We start from the raw sequence: 15,401 nt of genomic DNA on the forward strand, positions 1-15,401 counted from the left end.
AGCGGCCTCCAATGTCATGTACTGGCCATTGTGAGGCTCGCGGAGCCGTGCGGTCAGACCCAAAGCCGCCAACCGGGACGGGGGAATCCGTGCCACCGGTAGCCCTGGCATGCCAGTGGAACGAGCGGAAGCCCGCCACCCCTTGGGGGTGGCGGGCTCCTTACCGGCTGTGCCGGTCAGTTGTGGGTTCGGGCGTCAGCGGCGGCCGCCGTGGCGGTGGTGGCCCCAGGACTTGTCATCGACGAAGCGGCCGTGGTCGTTGCGGAGCGTGGCGGTGTCGGAGCGGTTGCCCCACACGTGGTTGCGCCGGTCCTGGAACACGTCGGAGCGGGTGTCGCGGCCCTCGCCGGTGTGGACGCGGACCGTGGCGCGGCCGTCGAGGCGGTAGTGGCGGAAGGTGTAGCGGTGGCCGTCCTCACCCCTGAGGGTCCAGCCGTCCAGGTTGACCGCGCGGCGGGTGTTGTTGGTGATCTCCACCCATTCCTTGTTGAGCGAACGGTTGGAGCGGTTGTCACGGCCCGGGGCGTCGTACTGGACGTCCGTGATCTCGACGCGGGGCCGCTGACGCTCGTGGTCGGCGGCCGACGCCGGCACCACGAGTGCGGCGGTCAGGGCGCCGACGGCGAGGACGCCGGCGGTCAGGCGGCGGGCGGTGATGGACTTCGACACAGGTTCCCCCTGCTTTGTGCGGGCACCGCCGGCCCCGGGATCCAGGTCCCGGGGTGGTGGTGCGTGGTGCGTTGCCCGGCCGGTCGGCCGTGCCCTCACAGATTGCGGGCCGGTCGACCGGTTCGTGGAGACGACGTGAACGGTGTTACGAACCACCGACATCCTGGTGACTCTCGCCTGTATTGAGCATTTATGTGCTGAATGCACTGTGTTGACGCCGCTGAAGCACGTGTCCCCTTGTGTCCGCTGGGCCGAGGGCCGAGACCGCCATGGCACGCCACCCCGACACCTCGAGAGCGTTCACCCGAAAGTGAGTAACAGCGCCGGCCGCTCTCCTGGGTCCGAGATGTGAAGGAGTGGACCGCGCCCGGGCACGCTGCCCGTGCCCCTGACCCGCCTTGCCGCGGGCTGGCATGGTGGCCGCACGCATAGCCGACCCACGAACTATGTAGCCCCGCCACATGTGCGCCTGACCTGCGAATTCCTACGGTGTGGCGACACGCAAACGTCCCCGCAGATCCCCAGGAAGTGGTGCCGATGTCGTCGCCCGCAACCGCTCCACCAGCCCCGAACAACCTCAAGCGCATCGTCGCCGCGTCCCTCATCGGCACCACCATCGAGTGGTACGACTTCTTCCTCTACGGCTCCGCCGCCGCCCTCGTCTTCAACAAGCTGTTCTTCCCGGACTCCGACCCGCTGGTCGGCACGCTGCTCTCGTTCCTGACGTACGCCGTCGGTTTCGCCGCGCGGCCGCTGGGTGCCCTGGTCTTCGGTCACTACGGTGACCGGCTCGGACGCAAGAAGCTGCTGGTCCTGAGCCTGTTGATGATGGGTGGCGCGACCTTCGCGATCGGGCTGCTCCCCACCCACGCGACCATCGGCACGGCCGCTCCCGTGCTGCTGACCGTGTTGCGGCTCGTCCAGGGGTTCGCGCTCGGTGGTGAGTGGGGCGGCGCCGTGCTGCTGGTGTCCGAGCACGGGGACGCGCGACGGCGCGGATTCTGGGCGTCCTGGCCGCAGACCGGCGCGCCGGCGGGGCAGTTGCTGGCCACGGGTGTGCTCTCGCTGCTGACCGCCGTGCTGTCGGACTCCGCGTTCAACAGCTGGGGCTGGCGGATACCGTTCCTGCTCTCCGGCGTACTGGTCATGGTCGGACTGTGGATCCGGCTGTCCGTCGACGAATCACCGGTCTTCAAACAGGCGCTGGCGCAGGCCGAGTCGCGCAAGGCGGAGGCCGAGCCGATGCCGATCGTCGCCGTGCTGCGGCACCACTGGCGCGACGTGTTGATCGCGATGGGCGCGCGCATGGCGGAGAACATCAGCTACTACGTCATCACCGCCTTCATCCTCGTCTACGCCACCACCGCGGCCGACGTCTCCAAGCAGACCGCGCTCAACGCGGTCCTGATCGCCTCGGCGGTGCACTTCGCCGTCATCCCGGGCTGGGGCGCGCTGTCGGACCGCATCGGCCGACGGCCCGTGTACCTGCTGGGCGCGGCCGGCGTGGGGTTGTGGATGTTCCCGTTCTTCATGCTGATCGACCACGGCGACTTCGGCAGTCTGCTGCTCGCGGTGACCGTGGGGCTGGTGCTGCACGGCGCCATGTACGCGCCCCAGGCCGCCTTCTTCTCCGAGATGTTCGCGACCCGGATGCGGTACTCCGGGGCGTCGATCGGCGCCCAGTTCGCCTCCGTCGCGGCCGGTGCCCCGGCGCCGCTGATCGCCACCGCGCTGCTCTCCGAGTACGACAGCTCCACCCCGATCTCCCTCTACGTGATCGCCTCCGTCCTGCTCACCCTGGTCGCGGTGGGCGTGGCCAAGGAGACGCGCCACCGCGACCTCGCGGAGCCCGTGTCGTCCCCCGAGGACGAGGACGGGTCGGTCAAGGCCTCTCGTGCGCAGGGGGCGCGCTCGGTCTGAGCCCGGCCCACCGTTCGCTGCCGACCCCGTACGCCGACGCGTGCGGGGTCAGTGCTGTTCAGTGCTGTGCCGGGAGCGACAACCGGTGGAGTCTGAGGGCCAGTTGTATCTCCAGTGCGCGGTCGGGGCTCTGCCAGTCGTCGCCCAGGAGGCGGCCCACGCGCTCCAGGCGCTGGGCGACCGTGTTCACGTGGACGTGGAGTTCGTCCTTGGTGCGGGCCGGGCTCATGCCGCAGGCGAAGTAGGCGTCGAGGGTGTGCAGCAGCTCGGTGCCGCGCCGCTCGTCGTAGGCGACGACCTGGCCGATGGTGCGCTCGACGAAACCCGAGACGTTCTGCTCGCCGGCCAGCAGCAGGCCCAGGAAGCCGAAGTCCTCGGCGGCGGCGCCGTCCCCGGAGCGGCCCAGCAGGCCCAGGGCGTCGAGGCAGCGCCGGGCCTCGGCGTAGGCGCCGGCGACGGCGTCGGGGCGGGCGGCGAGGTCCTCCACGGGTGCGGAGGCGCCGACGGTGACGCTCTCGTGGACGGCACGGCCGAGGTGCCGGGCGGTGCGGCGGGCCAGGTCCGTGGCCCCGTCACCGGTGTCGAGCGGCAGCAGGAGCACCGTGCCGCCGTCCCGGGCGGCGGCCAGGCCGTGCCGGGTCGCGGCGAGGTGGGAGGCGGCGGCCCACAGGCGCCTGCGCGCGTCCGCCTCCTGGTCGGCGTCGGACGCCGCGGTGTCGAGCCGGGCGGCGAGCACGACGTGCGTGGCGGCCAGGTCGGCGCGGAGGCGCCGGGCGCGGTCGCCCAGCAGGCGCGGGTCGCGGTCGCGGGCGTCGAGGAGGTCGTCGAGCAGCTCACCGCGGACGCGCTGTTCGGCCTCGGCGGCGGAGCGCCGGGCGAGCAACAGCAGGGAGGTGACCGTCGCGGCCCGCTCCAGGGTGAGTTGGTCGACGGGGTCGAGTCCGGGGTGGCCGCGCAGGACCAGGGCGCCGAGCAGTTCGTCACCGGCGGCGACGGCGGCGATCCAGTCGTCCTCGTGCCGCACCGCGTGTCCCTCGGCGCGCGACACCTCCAGAGCCCTCGCCGGCGCCGATCCCGCCTCGGTGAACTCGACGGTGCCGTCCAGGACCTGGGAGACGGCGGCGGCCACGTCGTGCACCCCGCCACCGCGCAGGACCAGCTCGGTGAGCCGGTCGTGGACGTCGGAGGCGCGCTCGATGACGGCGCTGCGGTCCCCGATGATCTCGTTGGCCCGCTCCAGGCCGGCCAGGGCCGACCGGGTCTCGGCGAGCAGGTTGGCGGTGTCGATGGCGGCTGCCGCGAGGGCGGCGAAGGAACCGAGCAGGGCGATCTGCTCGCGCTCGAAGACCCGGGCCCGCCGGTCCGCGGCGAAGAGCACGCCGATGACGTGGTGGCCGAGCATGAGGGGGACGCCGAGGATGGCGACCAGGCCCTCGTCGCTCACGCCCGCGTCGATGGTGCGGGTGTGCTGGAAGCGGGCGTCCTTGAAGTAGTCGTCCGTGACGTAGGGCCGGGCGGTCTGGGCGACGAGGCCGCCGAGCCCTTCCCCCATGCCGAGCCGCAGTTGCTGGAAGCGGGCGGCGACCGAGCCCTCGGTGACCCGCATGTAGGTGTCGCCGCGGGCCGCGTCGTGGAGACTGAGGTAGGTCACGTCGGTGCCGAGCAGGGAACGGGCCCGCTGCACGATGGCCCGCAGCACCGCGTCCAGGTCGCGCAGCCCGGCGAGGTCGTGGGCCGTCTCGAACAGCGCGGACAGCTCCGCCTCCCGCCTGCGCCGGCCCTCCAGCTCGGAGCGCACGCGCAGTGCGAGCTGCTTGGCCCGGTCGAGCGCGTCGATCCGGTCGGCCGGTCCTCCCTCGGCGCGGGCGAGCAGTACCGGCTGCTCGTAGGCGTCGGCGGACGCGCCCCGGGCCAGCAGCTCCAGGAACGGCGTCTCGACGACGGCGGAATCCGGGACGGCGGCGTCGTCGGCCGGGGCCTTGGCGTCGGCGGCCGGGCGCTCGGTGGACTGCAGGTGATCGCGGGACATGCTCACAGGATTCCCCATCGCGCGGTCGTCCCGGCAGCCCTGTGGACAACCCCGTCCACAGGGGCCGCCGCCGGGCCGGCCGGTGCGCGGGCCGGGACCGGGCTCAGTGCGCCGTCCAGCCGCCGTCCAGCACGAGTGAGGTGCCGGTGACGAAGGACGCCCGCGGCCCGCACAGGTACGCGACCGCCTCGGCGACCTCGTCCGGTTCGATCAGCCGCCGCACCGCGCTGTCCTGGAGCAGCACGTCGGTGAGCACCTGCTCCTCGGGGATGCCGTGGGCCCGGGCCTGGTCGGCGATCTGCCGCTCGACGAGCGGGGTGCGCACGTAGGAGGGGTTCACGCAGTTCGAGGTGACGCCGTGGGCGGCGCCTTCGAGGGCCGCGGTCTTGGACAGGCCCTCCAGGCCGTGCTTGGCGGCGACGTAGGCCGACTTGTAGGCGGAGGCGCGCAGGCCGTGCACGGAGGAGATGTTGACGATGCGGCCCCAGCCCTGCCCGTACATGTGGGGCAGGGCGCCCCGGATCAGGCGGAAGGGCGCCTCCAGCATCACGGTGAGCACCGTGTGGAAGACGTCCGGGGGGAACTCCTCGATGGGCCGCACCAGCTGGATCCCGGCGTTGTTGACCAGGAGGTCGGTGCCGGCGGCGGCGCGTTCGGCGGCGTCCAGGTCGGTCAGGTCCAGGACCTGGGGCAGGACGCTGCCCGCGAGGTCGGTGCTGCTCTCGGCGAGCGCGTCCAGTCCTGCCGCGTCCCGGTCGACCGCTCTGACCCGCGCCCCGGCGGCGGCCAGGCGCAGGGCGCAGGCACGGCCGATCCCCCCGGCGGCGCCGGTGACGAGGGCGGTGCGGCCTTCGAGGTCGAGCGAGGAGGCGTGGGGGGCCGGGAGGACGCTGGGCGAGGTCATGTCCCCGACCCTAGGCAGCACCCGTCCCGCTCCCCATGTGGGCACGCCCCATACTTCAGTAGGGGGCAGTGGGGTCGAACCATGTGGGTGCGTCGGACAGCGCCTGCTTGATCCTGAGCTGCCCGAACTCCCCCAGCTCCGGCAGCGCGTCCACGGCGAACCAGCCCACCTCCAGCGACTCGTCGTCGTTGACCCGGGCCTCACCCCCCACGGCCCGGCAGCGGAAGGTGACGTCCATGAACTGGCAGACGTCCCCGTTGTCGTACGTCACCGGGCTCAGCGCCTGGACGACGACCATCCGCTCGACGACGCACCGGACGGCGGTCTCCTCCTCCACCTCGCGCATTGCGCAGGCGGCGGGCTGCTCGCCGGGCTCGGGGATGCCTCCGATCAGTGACCATCGCCCGTTGTCGGACCGTCGGCCCAGGAGCACCCGCCCTTCGTCGTCGAAGACGACGGCGGTGACTCCGGGGAGCCAGAGCAGTTGCTGTCCGGCGGTGGCGCGCAGGTCGCGGATGAAGTCGGGAGTAGCCATGCGGACGACCCTAACGGGCCGCGCCGGCCACTCCGGGCGGTGTCACGGGGCGTGCGACGGGCGTACGGCTACACGTCCCGGGCGCGTCGCCCGCGCACACCGGCGCCGACGGCCCAGCCCAGCGCGCCCGCCGCGACCAGCACGAGAGCGATCTCGGGGAGTACGCCCAGCCGGGTGGCCGGGGTCTCGGAGGAGCGCAGGGGCACCTCCTGGACCAGGGAGTCGGCGACGAACATGCCGGTCTTCTGGGTGATCCGGCCGTCCGGCATGATGATCGCGCTGACGCCGCTGGTCACCGGGACCGTGACGGTCCGGCTGTGCTCGACCGCGCGGACGCGGGACATGGCGAGTTGCTGGTAGGTCATCTCGCTGCGGTCGAAAGTCGCGTTGTTGCTGGGTACGGAGATCATCTGGGCGCCGTCGGTGACCTCGGAGCGCACCGCCCAGTCGAAGGCTGCCTCGTAGCAGGTGACCAGGCCGACCTCGGTGCCCGCCATGGAGAAGACGCCGGGCTCGGTGCCCCTGCTGAAGTCCCGGCTGACCATGGAGGTCCAGTCGTCGTTGATCGCCCCGATGAGCGAGCGCAGCGGCAGGTACTCGCCGAAGGGCTGGATCTGGCGCTTGTCGTAGGTGTCGACGGGACCCTTGTCGGGGTCCCAGAGGATCTGCTCGTTGAGGAGCTTGCCGTCCCGGTCGACGACGCCGCCGACCGAGACGGGCGCGCCGATCGCCTTGGCGGCCCGGTCGATGACCATGCGCGCGTCGGTGTTGGCGAAGGGGTCGATGTCCGAGGAGTTCTCCGGCCAGAGCACGAAGTCGGGGCGGTCCACCCGGCCCGCCCTCACCTCGGCGGCGAGTCGTTCCGTTTCCCTCGCGTGGTAGTCGAGTACGGCCCGCCGCTGCGCGTTGAAGTCGAGGCCCGCGCGCGGCACGTTGCCCTGGATCACCGCCACGGTCGCGGTGCCGTCCTCCGCCTCGTCGCTGACCAGCGGACGGGCGGCGAAGGCGGCCACGACCGGGACGGCCACGGCGACGAGGGCCACCGCCGCCGCGCCACGCCGTACCTCGCCGGCCCGGCGCGCCCGGACGGCGAGACGCACGGCCTCGCAGAGGCCGAAGCCGCACAGGACGACCGCGAACCCGAGCACCGGCGTACCGCCGAGCGCGGCGAGGGGCAGGAACACGCCGTCCGCCTGGCCGAAGGCGACCTTTCCCCAGGGGAACCCATCGAAGGGGACACGCGCGCGTGCGGCCTCCCCCGCGATCCACAGCGCCGCCGCCCACACGGGCCATCCCGGCAGCTTCGACACCGCCGCGACGCCCGCGCCGACCAGCGCGACGAAGAGCGCCTCGATCGCCACCAGGGCGAGCCAGGGGCCGGGGCCGACCTCCACACCGGTCCACACCAGCAGCGGCAGCAGGAAGCCGAGGCCGAAGAGGTAGCCGAGGCCCAGGCCCGCCTTCCAGCCGCGGCCGCGCAGCACCCAGCCGAGGACGGCGAAGGCGGGCAGGGCCAGCCACCACAGGGTGCGCGGCGGGAAGCTGACGTAGAGCAGTACTCCGGAGAGCGCGGCTGCGGCGGCCGGGAGGAGGCGCAGGAGCCGTGCGGTGAGCCGGGAGGGGGGCACGGGCCGCGGCTGCGTCCGGTCCGGCTCGCCGACGGAGGTTGCGGTGGCTGTCACCCCCCGGAGTGTACGGCGGGTGACCGAACCCCCGACAGCACGGTCCGCGGCGGCGGGTGGACGGCCCGCACAGGGCCGACGGGTGGCCGGCGACCGATGCCGTGTCGTTTCGGCACAACCGGGCACCGAGCCGTCCACACTTCGCCGACCAGCCGTTACGGTGTGTCCGAGCCTCGGTCGCCGGGCGGGCGGCGGGGCCCGTCAGGTCGGGGGCGACGGGGGCGGGGGGCACGGTGGGTTCGAGGGGGACGGCGTCCGCGGACGCCGCGGGGACGGCCGACGCCGACGGTGGCAGACGCGGCGGTGCCGACACCGCCGGGATGGTGGTCCTCGGGGCGTGCGCGTCCTGGTCGCTGATCACGGCGGCGGCGCGCGACGGGCGCCCGGAGGGCGTGCTGCTCGCCGTGCTGGCCGTGGCCGCCGGTTACGCCGCGGGGCGGATCTGCGGGGCGCTGCTCCCGGTCGCCGCACCCTCGGCCGCGGCGCTGGCCGGGGCGGCCCTCACGGTGGCGGTCCCGCATCTCGCGCCGGGGCCGCGGATCACCGCACCGCTCGGGCACGCGGGTGCGACCGCCGCGTTGCTCGCGCTGTCGGCGGGTGCCGCGTGCTGCGGGGCATGGGCCGCCCGGGCGGCCGTCGTGCGGGTGGCGCTGCGGCTGCTGGCCGTCGGGATCGCCGTGGCCGCGGCGGCGATCGGTTCGGCCGTGGGCTGCGTCGCGTGTGCCTTGGTGCTGGTGTGTTCCCTCGCGGCCGGCCGGATGCCCCGCGGCGCGGGGATCGCCGGGCTGGGCGTGGTCACGGGGGTGGTGGCGGGCCTGGGGTGGATGGTCGTGAGCACATGGGCACCGGACGGTCTCGCCGCCTCCCTGGAGGGGCAGCTGACCGCCCATCGCGTGCAGCTGTGGCGCGACGCGCTGGAGCTGCTGCGCGCGGACGTGGTGTTCGGCGCGGGCCCGGGGCGCTTCGGCGCGCTGAGTCCGACCGCCGCCGCAGCGCCGGTGCCGGACGACAGACCGCACTCGGCGCTCTGGCAGCAGGCCGCCGAACAGGGCGTCGTGGGCGTGGTGCTGCTGGGCGCGGCGTTCGGTTGGGTGCTGTACGCGCTGTGGCGCTCGCCCCGGCCGACGCCGGTCGTCCTCACCGCCGGCCTGGCTCTCACCGCGCTGGCCGTGATCGCCGCCGTCGGCAACGCCCTGTGCTTCACGGCGGTGTCGGTGGGCGCGGGGCTCCTCGCGGGGCTGGCCACCTCCCGCCCGCTCGCCGACGACGGTGCGCTCAGTGCGCGGGCTGCTCGGGTGCCTTCGGGCGCAGCCGGTCCGTGATGACCTGGACGGCCGCCTCCGCGTCGTCCACGGTGACCGTGAAGGTGTGCCCGTCGCCCAGCTTGAGGATCAGGCCCTCGCCGCGCCGCACGACCACGGCGGTGCCCTTCTCGGGCCGCCAGCGGTAGCCCCAGCCGCCCCAGTGGCGCGGGGTGACGTGCGGGGCGAACTCGGCCCCGACGACGTGGGACAGGGGGATGCGCCGGCGCGGCAGGCCGATGTGGCCGCAGCGCACTTCGAGGCAGTCCTCGTCGACCCGCAGGGCGACGTGTACGAAGGCGAGGGTGCCGAAGAGCACGAGCAGTCCCGCCGCGATGCAGCCGACGACCGCCATGGTGAGCGGGACGACGCCGGACTCCCAGGCGGAGTCGACGGCCAGGGCGATGCCGAGCGCCATGCAGGCCGCGCCGATGAGCGCCAGGAACCACTGGACCCGGTTGGTGGCACGTCCGGTCCAGATGTCCGGCTGCGGGGTGGTCTCGCCGTGGCGATGCCTCATGGCTATGAGGTTACTCATGTTTCGCTGCGCGGGTACCTCGTCGCGCTGGGTGACTGGGCCGTCCGGGCGGGCGGGCCATCAGCGGGCCGGTGTGACCGCGCGCAGGAGCCTGCCCTCGGCGTAGGCCAGCGCGGGCGCGGGCAGCGTGCCCTCGCGTCCGCTGAGCAGCACGGTGAGGGTGCCCTCGGCCGGGGCGCCCGGGTCGGGGTGGGCGCCGATCCGGCGCAGCGCCTGGGCGGCGACCGCGCCCGCCGAGCCGTGCAGCACGAGCCGCGGGGCGCCGGGGCGCTGTACGGCGGCGCGGATGCGCTCGGCGACCAGTTCGTAATGGGTGCAGCCCAGGACGACGGTCGTCACGTCGTCGGGGGTGAGGGCCGCCGCGGCGGCGACGGTCGCGGTGATGGCCGCCTCGTCCGCGTGCTCGACGGCTTCCGCGAGCCCCGGGCAGGGCACTTCGGTGACGGTCGCGTCGCCGCCGAAGTCCGCGATGAGGCCGCGCTGGTAGGGGCTGCCGGTGGTGGCGGGGGTCGCCCAGATCGCCACGGGGCCGCCACCGGCCGCGGCGGGCTTGATCGCCGGTACGGTGCCGACGACGGGCAGCGCGGGCTCCAGCCGGGCGCGCAAGGTGGGCAGCGCGTGCACGGTGGCGGTGTTGCAGCCGACGATCAGGGCTTGGGGCCGGTGCGCGGCGGCGGCCTCGGCCACCGCGACGGCGCGGCCGGTCAGGTCCTCGGGGGTGCGCGGACCCCAGGGCATGCCGTCGGGGTCGAGGGAGAGGATGAGATCGGCGTCCGGTCGCAGGCGCCGTACCGCGGCGGTGGCCGCCAGCAGACCGATTCCGGAGTCCATGAGCGCGATCTTCACCCGGCCACCATAGACGATGCGCGGCCGAGGGCCGGTGGCGTGGGGCAGACTGCGCACGTGAGCGCCGACGCGTGGATGACCCCGGTGACCGTCGTATCCGCACTCTCCCTCGCGGCCTGGCTGTGGCTGCTGTTCGCGCGGGGCTTCTTCTGGCGTACGGACGTCGGACTGCCGGCCCGGGAGGAACCCGCTGTCTGGCCCTCGGTGTGCGTCGTCGTCCCGGCGCGCGACGAGGCGGCGGTGCTGCCCGCGAGTCTGCCGTCGCTGCTCGCGCAGGACTATCCGGGGCGGGCGGAGGTCTTCCTGATCGACGACGGGAGCAGCGACGGCACGGGTGAGCTGGCGTGCGAGCTGGCCCGGCGGCACGAGGGGCTGCCGCTGACCGTGGCCTCGCCCGGGGAGCCGCCCGCCGGCTGGACGGGCAAGCTGTGGGCGGTGCGGCACGGCATCACGCTGGCACGCGCGCGTGAGCCCGAGTACCTGCTGCTGACCGACGCCGACATCGCGCACGCGCCGGACAGTCTGCGCGCGCTGGTGGCGGCGGCCGGCCCCGGCGGTTTCGACGTCGTCTCCCAGATGGCGCGGCTGCGGGTGGTGAGCGGGTGGGAGCGGCTCGTGGTGCCCGCCTTCGTCTACTTCTTCGCGCAGCTCTATCCGTTCCGGTGGATCGGGCGCGAGGGGAGGACCGCGGCGGCGGCCGGCGGTTGTGTGCTGCTGCGGACCGGGGCGGCCGAACGGGCGCGGTTTCCGGACGCCATCCGGCACGCCGTCATCGACGACGTGGCCCTCGCCCGCGCGGTCAAGGGCTCCGGCGGGCGCGTCTGGCTTGGCCTGGCCGAGCGGGTGGACAGCGTGCGTCCCTACCCGCGGCTGCGCGACCTGTGGCGCATGGTCTCGCGCAGCGCGTACGCGCAACTGCGGCACAACCCTCTGGTGCTCGCCGGAACGGTGGCCGGGCTGGCCGTCGTGTACCTGGTGCCGCCGCTCGCGGTCGTCGTCGGCGCGGCGCGGGGCGGGACGGCGGCGGCTCTCCTGGGGGGCGCAGCGTGGCTGGTGATGGCGGGGACGTACGCGCCGATGCTGCGCCACTACCGGCAGCCGCTGTGGCTCGCTCCCCTGCTGCCGTTCACCGGGTTCCTCTATCTCCTGATGACGGTCGACTCGGCGGTGCAGCACTACCGGGGGCGGGGTGCGGCGTGGAAGGGCCGCACCTACGCCCGTCCGGACGTCGTGCCCGACGAGGGCTGACGGGCCGGACGGGCTCCGGTCACTTGCGGCCGGGGGTCCAGTTCATGCCCCATCCGTAGGCGTGGTCGACGGTGCGCTGCGGGCTCACGCCGCGTTCCGGCACCAGGTACCGGGCCTCGCGCTGTACGACGAGGTCGCCGCCGGTGTTGGTGATCAGTGCGAGGGCGCAGACCGTGGAGGGCACGGTGCACTCGTCGAGCGAGAAGTCGACCGGGGCGCCGTACTGCGGCTGGAGGGTGACCGTGGCGTGCAGGTCGGCGAAGGAGCGGGCCCCCTGGTAGATGGTCACGAAGACGAGGATGCGCCGGAAGTACTGCTTGTGGTCGAGGCTGACCGTGAGGTTCTCGCCGCTGGAGACGGCGCCGGTGCGGTCGTCGCCGTCGAGGTGGACGAACGGCGGCCGGTCGAGGGCTCCGAAGGCGTTGCCGAGTGCCTGGACCACGCCCTTGCTGCCGTCGTTGAGTTCGTACAGGGCGCACAGGTCGAGGTCGAGGTCGTCGTGCATGGCGACCGGGCGGCCCAGTTTGCGGGCCCAGCCGGAGAACTGCTTGCGCACCTGCCAGTTGAGGTTGACGCGCAGCGCTCCCGAGGTGCCGCCCTGCTTGGTCAGCGAGACGGAGGGCGCCGCCTTGGTGAGCGTGACCTTGGTCAGCCGGACCGGCGCGGTGGACGGCGGCGCGGGCGGGGGCGGGTTGGTGACGGCGGGAGGCGCGACCGCAGGAGCGGGCGGTGCCGCGGGGGGCGGAGGGGGCGGCGTGACCGCGGGGGCCGGCGCAACGGGTGCGGCTGCCTGCTGGGGTTCGTCCACCGAGATGCCGTAGTCCGTGGCCAGACCTTCGAGCCCGCTGTCGTAGCCCTGGCCGACGGCGCGGAACTTCCAGGCGCCCTGGCGGCGGTAGAACTCGCCCAGCACGAAGGCCGTCTCCACGGTCGCGCCCGGGTTGTCGAAGCGGGCCACCACGGTGTTCCGCGCCGCGTCGCGCACCTCGAGGTACAGGTCCGGGACCCGTCCGAACGGGCCGCCGTCCGAGGAGGCGGCGAGGATGACGGTCTCGATCGCGGGCTCCACGCGCGCGAGGTCGACGAGGAGGCTGTCGGTCACCCGCCCGCCGGCGTCCCGCTTGCCCTCGTGCCGGACCGCGCCGGAGGAGTGCGCGGGCTGGTTGTAGAAGACGAAGTCCGCGTCGGAACGCACCTTTCCGCCCACCAGGAGCAGGGCGGACGCGTCCGCGTCGGGGACTGAGGGGCCGGATCGCCAGCCCAGTTCGACCCGCAGCGCCGTCGTCGGCACCGGGGTGTTCGATCCTTTCGACATTGACATGTCTGCCCCCATCAGGTGTCACCGGGCCGCGTCCCGGCGCTTCGTCGCGTTCTCCGCGCCCAACCTATTCTCCCGGGCGTCCGTCCCACGCGCGGAGTGCGACGAAGAGGTTCGGCGCGATGTTCGGCCAACCGCCGGTAACCCGCTCGGAACACGGCCTTTACCTCAAAAGTGCGCGCCGTGACGCCCTATTTTGCCAAGTTCGCTCGCATTGGGGATCCCGGGTCAGTGCGGACACGGAAAACAACCCTCTTATCGGTCTCCCCAACCAGCACATCGTGGGCTTAACTTATGGCCATGACCTCCCCCCGCTCCACTTATGGCGGCGGCTACTACTCCGCCTCCTTCCCGGACACCCCGATCTACGACTCGCTCGTGGCCGAACGGGGCACCCCGCAGATCGCCCCGATCCGGGTCCCCGCGGCGTACGACGTGCCGAGCAGTCACCTGCCGGCGCTCCCGTCCGCCCTGCCCGCCCTCCCGGCGGGGCCCTCCCAGTCCTCCTACGGCTACCCGCAGCAGGCGCCGCAGCCCGCGCCCCTGCAGCAGGCCCCCGCCGCGTACATCCCCCAGCAGGCGACCGCGCCGCGCGGGTACCCCGGCCCCCAGTACCAGCAGCAGCCCCGCCCGGCCGCGCCCGGTCCCGCGGGTTACGAGGCGATGCGCCCCGCGACTCCCCGGCCGGCCCCCGCGCCGTACCAGGACCCGTACAACCAGCAGCAGTACCGCGGCTACTGAGCCGTCCCCCGGATCGTCCGTGCCACCTGGCACGATGGCGTCATGGGGAACGCGCGACTGAGGTCGATCCACGTCCATCCGGTCAAGGCGTTCCGGAGCCTGTCGCTCCGGGAGGTCGTCATGGAGCCCTGGGGGCCGGCCGGAGACCGACGCTGGATGCTGATCGACGACGGGGGAAAGGTCGTCACGCAACGCAAGCAGCCGCGCCTCGCCCTGGCCGCCGCCGAGCTTCTGCCCGGCGGCGGCGTCCGGCTGTCCGCACCCGGCATGGAGCCGCTCACCGTGCCGGTGCCGCGCGGGGCGGTCACCGTCCCCACGCAGCTCTTCCGTGACAAGGTCGAGGCGCTGCCCGCGGACGACGCGGCCGCGCACGACTGGTGCAGCGCCTTCCTCGGGGCGGAGGTCCGGCTGGTGCACCTGGACGACCCCGCGACCCGCCGGCCCGTGGACCCCCGTTACGCGCTGCCGGGCGAGACCGTCACCTTCGCCGACGGCTTCCCGCTGCTGCTCACGACGACGGCCTCCCTGGACGCCCTCAACTCCCTGATCGCGGGCGGCCCGCACGCCGCCGACGGCCCCCTGCCCATGAACCGCTTCCGGCCGAACCTGGTCGCCTCCGGCACCGAACCCTGGGCGGAGGACGGCTGGTCCCGCGTCGCGGTCGGCGAGGTCGTCCTGCGGGTCGCCAAACCCTGCGGGCGCTGCGTCGTGACCACCACCGACCAGGCCACCGCCGGACGCGGCGCGGAGCCCCTGCACACCCTCGGACGGCACCGCCGCGTCGACGGCAAGCTGGTCTTCGGCCAGAACCTGGTCCCGGCAGGCCGCGGCACGGTCCGGGTCGGCGACCCGGTGCGGATCCTCGACTGACGTGCCACGCCCCGGCGGCGGGATCAGGACAGCGGCCCGGAGCCGGGAACCCGTTCCCCGCTCCGGGCGTTGGGCTTTGTGAGACGTTCATGAGAATCAGGCCGGGACGGACCGGCCAGGGGGTGGCGGGGAGCGGGAAAGGGGGCGGACGTGCGGGCGATCCGGGGGCTGTGGCGCTGGCGGCGCAATCCGCTGTGCCGCGCGACCGACCTGGCCGAGGCATGGGTGGCACTGGCGGGACTGCTGCTGATCCTGTCCGTGGCGCCGTTGCTCGGGGTGCTCGCGGGCGGCGCCGCCCAGGACACCCTCCAGCGGTCGGTGCGCGAACAGCACGAGTCGCGGCACCGGGTGACGGCCACCGTGGTTCGTCCCCTGGAGCGCTCCACCCTGTCCGTCGATCCGGAGGGCGCCGGTGAGAGCCTGCGCAGCCGCGTCCTCGCAGACTGGACCGGTCCGGACGGATCCCGGCACGAGGGCTCCGTCACGGTCGGCATCGACGACCCCGGCCCCGGCGACCACTTCGGGCTGTGGACGGACGAGCGGGGACGCGCGGTGGCCCGGCCGCTGGACGGCGCGACGGCGGCCACGCACGCCGTGCTCGCCGGGACAGGCGCCGCGGTGGCGGCGGCGGGCCTGATCGAGGCCGGCCGGCGCATAGCCGTCTGGCGCATGGTCCGCGGCCGGTACGCGCGCTGGGAGCGCGAGTGGGAGCGGGCGGGCCCGGACTGGGGCAGGACCGGCACGGGCAGCTGACGGGCTTCCGGCTCCGGTCAACTCACCACCTGCGCGCACGCTACGGT

14 protein-coding genes are annotated in these 15,401 nt (G+C 73.8%); 6 read left to right on the forward strand and 8 right to left on the reverse strand.

What is annotated here, in order from left to right:
• Window positions 1-195: 195 nt before the first annotated feature.
• Window positions 196-669: a lamin tail domain-containing protein gene (locus tag ACZ67M_RS24595; RefSeq protein ID WP_361356085.1), complete on the reverse strand. Its 474-nt coding sequence runs from the start codon at window positions 667-669 to the stop codon at window positions 196-198.
• 537 nt (window positions 670-1,206) lie between these two features.
• Here ACZ67M_RS24595 and ACZ67M_RS24600 point away from each other — a divergent pair.
• Window positions 1,207-2,589 carry an MFS transporter gene (locus tag ACZ67M_RS24600; RefSeq protein WP_469852761.1) on the forward strand — a complete coding sequence of 461 codons (1,383 nt, stop codon included), beginning with the start codon at window positions 1,207-1,209 and terminating at the stop codon, window positions 2,587-2,589.
• A gap of 58 nt (window positions 2,590-2,647) precedes the next feature.
• Here the strand turns inward: ACZ67M_RS24600 and ACZ67M_RS24605 are convergent, their stop codons facing one another.
• From ACZ67M_RS24605 to lnt, 4 genes are all read right to left on the reverse strand, one after another.
• Entirely contained in the window at window positions 2,648-4,618 is a 1,971-nt protein-coding gene (locus tag ACZ67M_RS24605) for a helix-turn-helix domain-containing protein (protein WP_469852763.1), read from the reverse strand.
• A 103-nt stretch (window positions 4,619-4,721) separates the two neighbouring features.
• Window positions 4,722-5,522, reverse strand: coding sequence for a 3-hydroxybutyrate dehydrogenase (locus ACZ67M_RS24610; protein WP_361356080.1), 801 nt, complete (start codon window positions 5,520-5,522; stop codon window positions 4,722-4,724).
• Between the two features lie 55 nt (window positions 5,523-5,577).
• Entirely contained in the window at window positions 5,578-6,057 is a 480-nt protein-coding gene (locus ACZ67M_RS24615; protein WP_385794884.1) for an NUDIX hydrolase, read from the reverse strand.
• 68 nt (window positions 6,058-6,125) lie between these two features.
• Window positions 6,126-7,739 (reverse strand): apolipoprotein N-acyltransferase, encoded by a 1,614-nt coding sequence (gene lnt, locus ACZ67M_RS24620; protein ID WP_361356077.1) that lies wholly within the window; start codon window positions 7,737-7,739, stop codon window positions 6,126-6,128.
• Between the two features lie 320 nt (window positions 7,740-8,059).
• On the opposite strand from lnt, the gene ACZ67M_RS24625 reads away from it, so the two are divergent.
• On the forward strand, window positions 8,060-9,061 hold the full coding sequence (locus ACZ67M_RS24625; protein WP_469853041.1) for an O-antigen ligase family protein: 1,002 nt from the start codon (window positions 8,060-8,062) through the stop codon (window positions 9,059-9,061).
• Here the strand turns inward: ACZ67M_RS24625 and ACZ67M_RS24630 are convergent.
• Window positions 9,015-9,560, reverse strand: coding sequence for a hypothetical protein (locus ACZ67M_RS24630; RefSeq protein ID WP_125495733.1), 546 nt, complete (start codon window positions 9,558-9,560; stop codon window positions 9,015-9,017). The genes ACZ67M_RS24625 and ACZ67M_RS24630 overlap by 47 nt on opposite strands.
• 78 nt (window positions 9,561-9,638) lie before the next feature.
• A complete protein-coding gene (locus tag ACZ67M_RS24635; RefSeq protein ID WP_361356075.1) occupies window positions 9,639-10,424 on the reverse strand; it encodes a glutamate racemase in 786 nt (261 codons plus the stop codon).
• 75 nt (window positions 10,425-10,499) lie between these two features.
• Here ACZ67M_RS24635 and ACZ67M_RS24640 point away from each other — a divergent pair, with 75 nt between their 5' ends.
• Window positions 10,500-11,672 (forward strand): glycosyltransferase, encoded by a 1,173-nt coding sequence (locus ACZ67M_RS24640; protein WP_469853042.1) that lies wholly within the window; start codon window positions 10,500-10,502, stop codon window positions 11,670-11,672.
• A 19-nt stretch (window positions 11,673-11,691) separates the two neighbouring features.
• Here ACZ67M_RS24640 and ACZ67M_RS24645 read toward each other — a convergent pair whose 3' ends face one another.
• Window positions 11,692-12,987, reverse strand: a complete 1,296-nt coding sequence (locus ACZ67M_RS24645) for a TerD family protein (protein WP_469853044.1) — start codon at window positions 12,985-12,987, stop codon at window positions 11,692-11,694.
• A gap of 303 nt (window positions 12,988-13,290) precedes the next feature.
• On the opposite strand from ACZ67M_RS24645, the gene ACZ67M_RS24650 reads away from it, so the two are divergent.
• The 3 genes from ACZ67M_RS24650 (at window position 13,291) to ACZ67M_RS24660 (ending at window position 15,354) form a co-directional block, all read left to right on the forward strand.
• Window positions 13,291-13,731, forward strand: a complete 441-nt coding sequence (locus ACZ67M_RS24650) for a DUF6643 family protein (protein WP_161328455.1) — start codon at window positions 13,291-13,293, stop codon at window positions 13,729-13,731.
• A gap of 42 nt (window positions 13,732-13,773) precedes the next feature.
• Window positions 13,774-14,601 carry an MOSC domain-containing protein gene (locus tag ACZ67M_RS24655; RefSeq protein WP_469852765.1) on the forward strand — a complete coding sequence of 276 codons (828 nt, stop codon included), beginning with the start codon at window positions 13,774-13,776 and terminating at the stop codon, window positions 14,599-14,601.
• A gap of 150 nt (window positions 14,602-14,751) precedes the next feature.
• A complete protein-coding gene (locus ACZ67M_RS24660) occupies window positions 14,752-15,354 on the forward strand; it encodes an Rv1733c family protein (protein ID WP_361356072.1) in 603 nt (200 codons plus the stop codon).
• Window positions 15,355-15,401 lie beyond the last annotated feature (47 nt).

The sequence above is a fragment of the Streptomyces sp. NPDC107500 genome (assembly GCF_055582785.1).

What these genes read in the sequence shown, in the direction of transcription:
- ACZ67M_RS24615 (WP_385794884.1), bottom strand. Translation starts at nt 6,057, where the DNA reads ATGGCTACTCCCGACTTCATCCGCGACCTGCGCGCCACCGCCGGACAG.
- ACZ67M_RS24655 (WP_469852765.1), top strand. Translation starts at nt 13,774, where the DNA reads ATGGGGAACGCGCGACTGAGGTCGATCCACGTCCATCCGGTCAAGGCG.
- ACZ67M_RS24610 (WP_361356080.1), bottom strand. Translation starts at nt 5,522, where the DNA reads ATGACCTCGCCCAGCGTCCTCCCGGCCCCCCACGCCTCCTCGCTCGAC.
- ACZ67M_RS24630 (WP_125495733.1), bottom strand. Translation starts at nt 9,560, where the DNA reads ATGAGGCATCGCCACGGCGAGACCACCCCGCAGCCGGACATCTGGACC.
- ACZ67M_RS24650 (WP_161328455.1), top strand. Translation starts at nt 13,291, where the DNA reads ATGACCTCCCCCCGCTCCACTTATGGCGGCGGCTACTACTCCGCCTCC.
- ACZ67M_RS24600 (WP_469852761.1), top strand. Translation starts at nt 1,207, where the DNA reads ATGTCGTCGCCCGCAACCGCTCCACCAGCCCCGAACAACCTCAAGCGC.
- ACZ67M_RS24645 (WP_469853044.1), bottom strand. Translation starts at nt 12,987, where the DNA reads ATGTCGAAAGGATCGAACACCCCGGTGCCGACGACGGCGCTGCGGGTC.
- ACZ67M_RS24640 (WP_469853042.1), top strand. Translation starts at nt 10,500, where the DNA reads ATGACCCCGGTGACCGTCGTATCCGCACTCTCCCTCGCGGCCTGGCTG.
- ACZ67M_RS24625 (WP_469853041.1), top strand. Translation starts at nt 8,060, where the DNA reads ATGGTGGTCCTCGGGGCGTGCGCGTCCTGGTCGCTGATCACGGCGGCG.
- ACZ67M_RS24605 (WP_469852763.1), bottom strand. Translation starts at nt 4,618, where the DNA reads ATGTCCCGCGATCACCTGCAGTCCACCGAGCGCCCGGCCGCCGACGCC.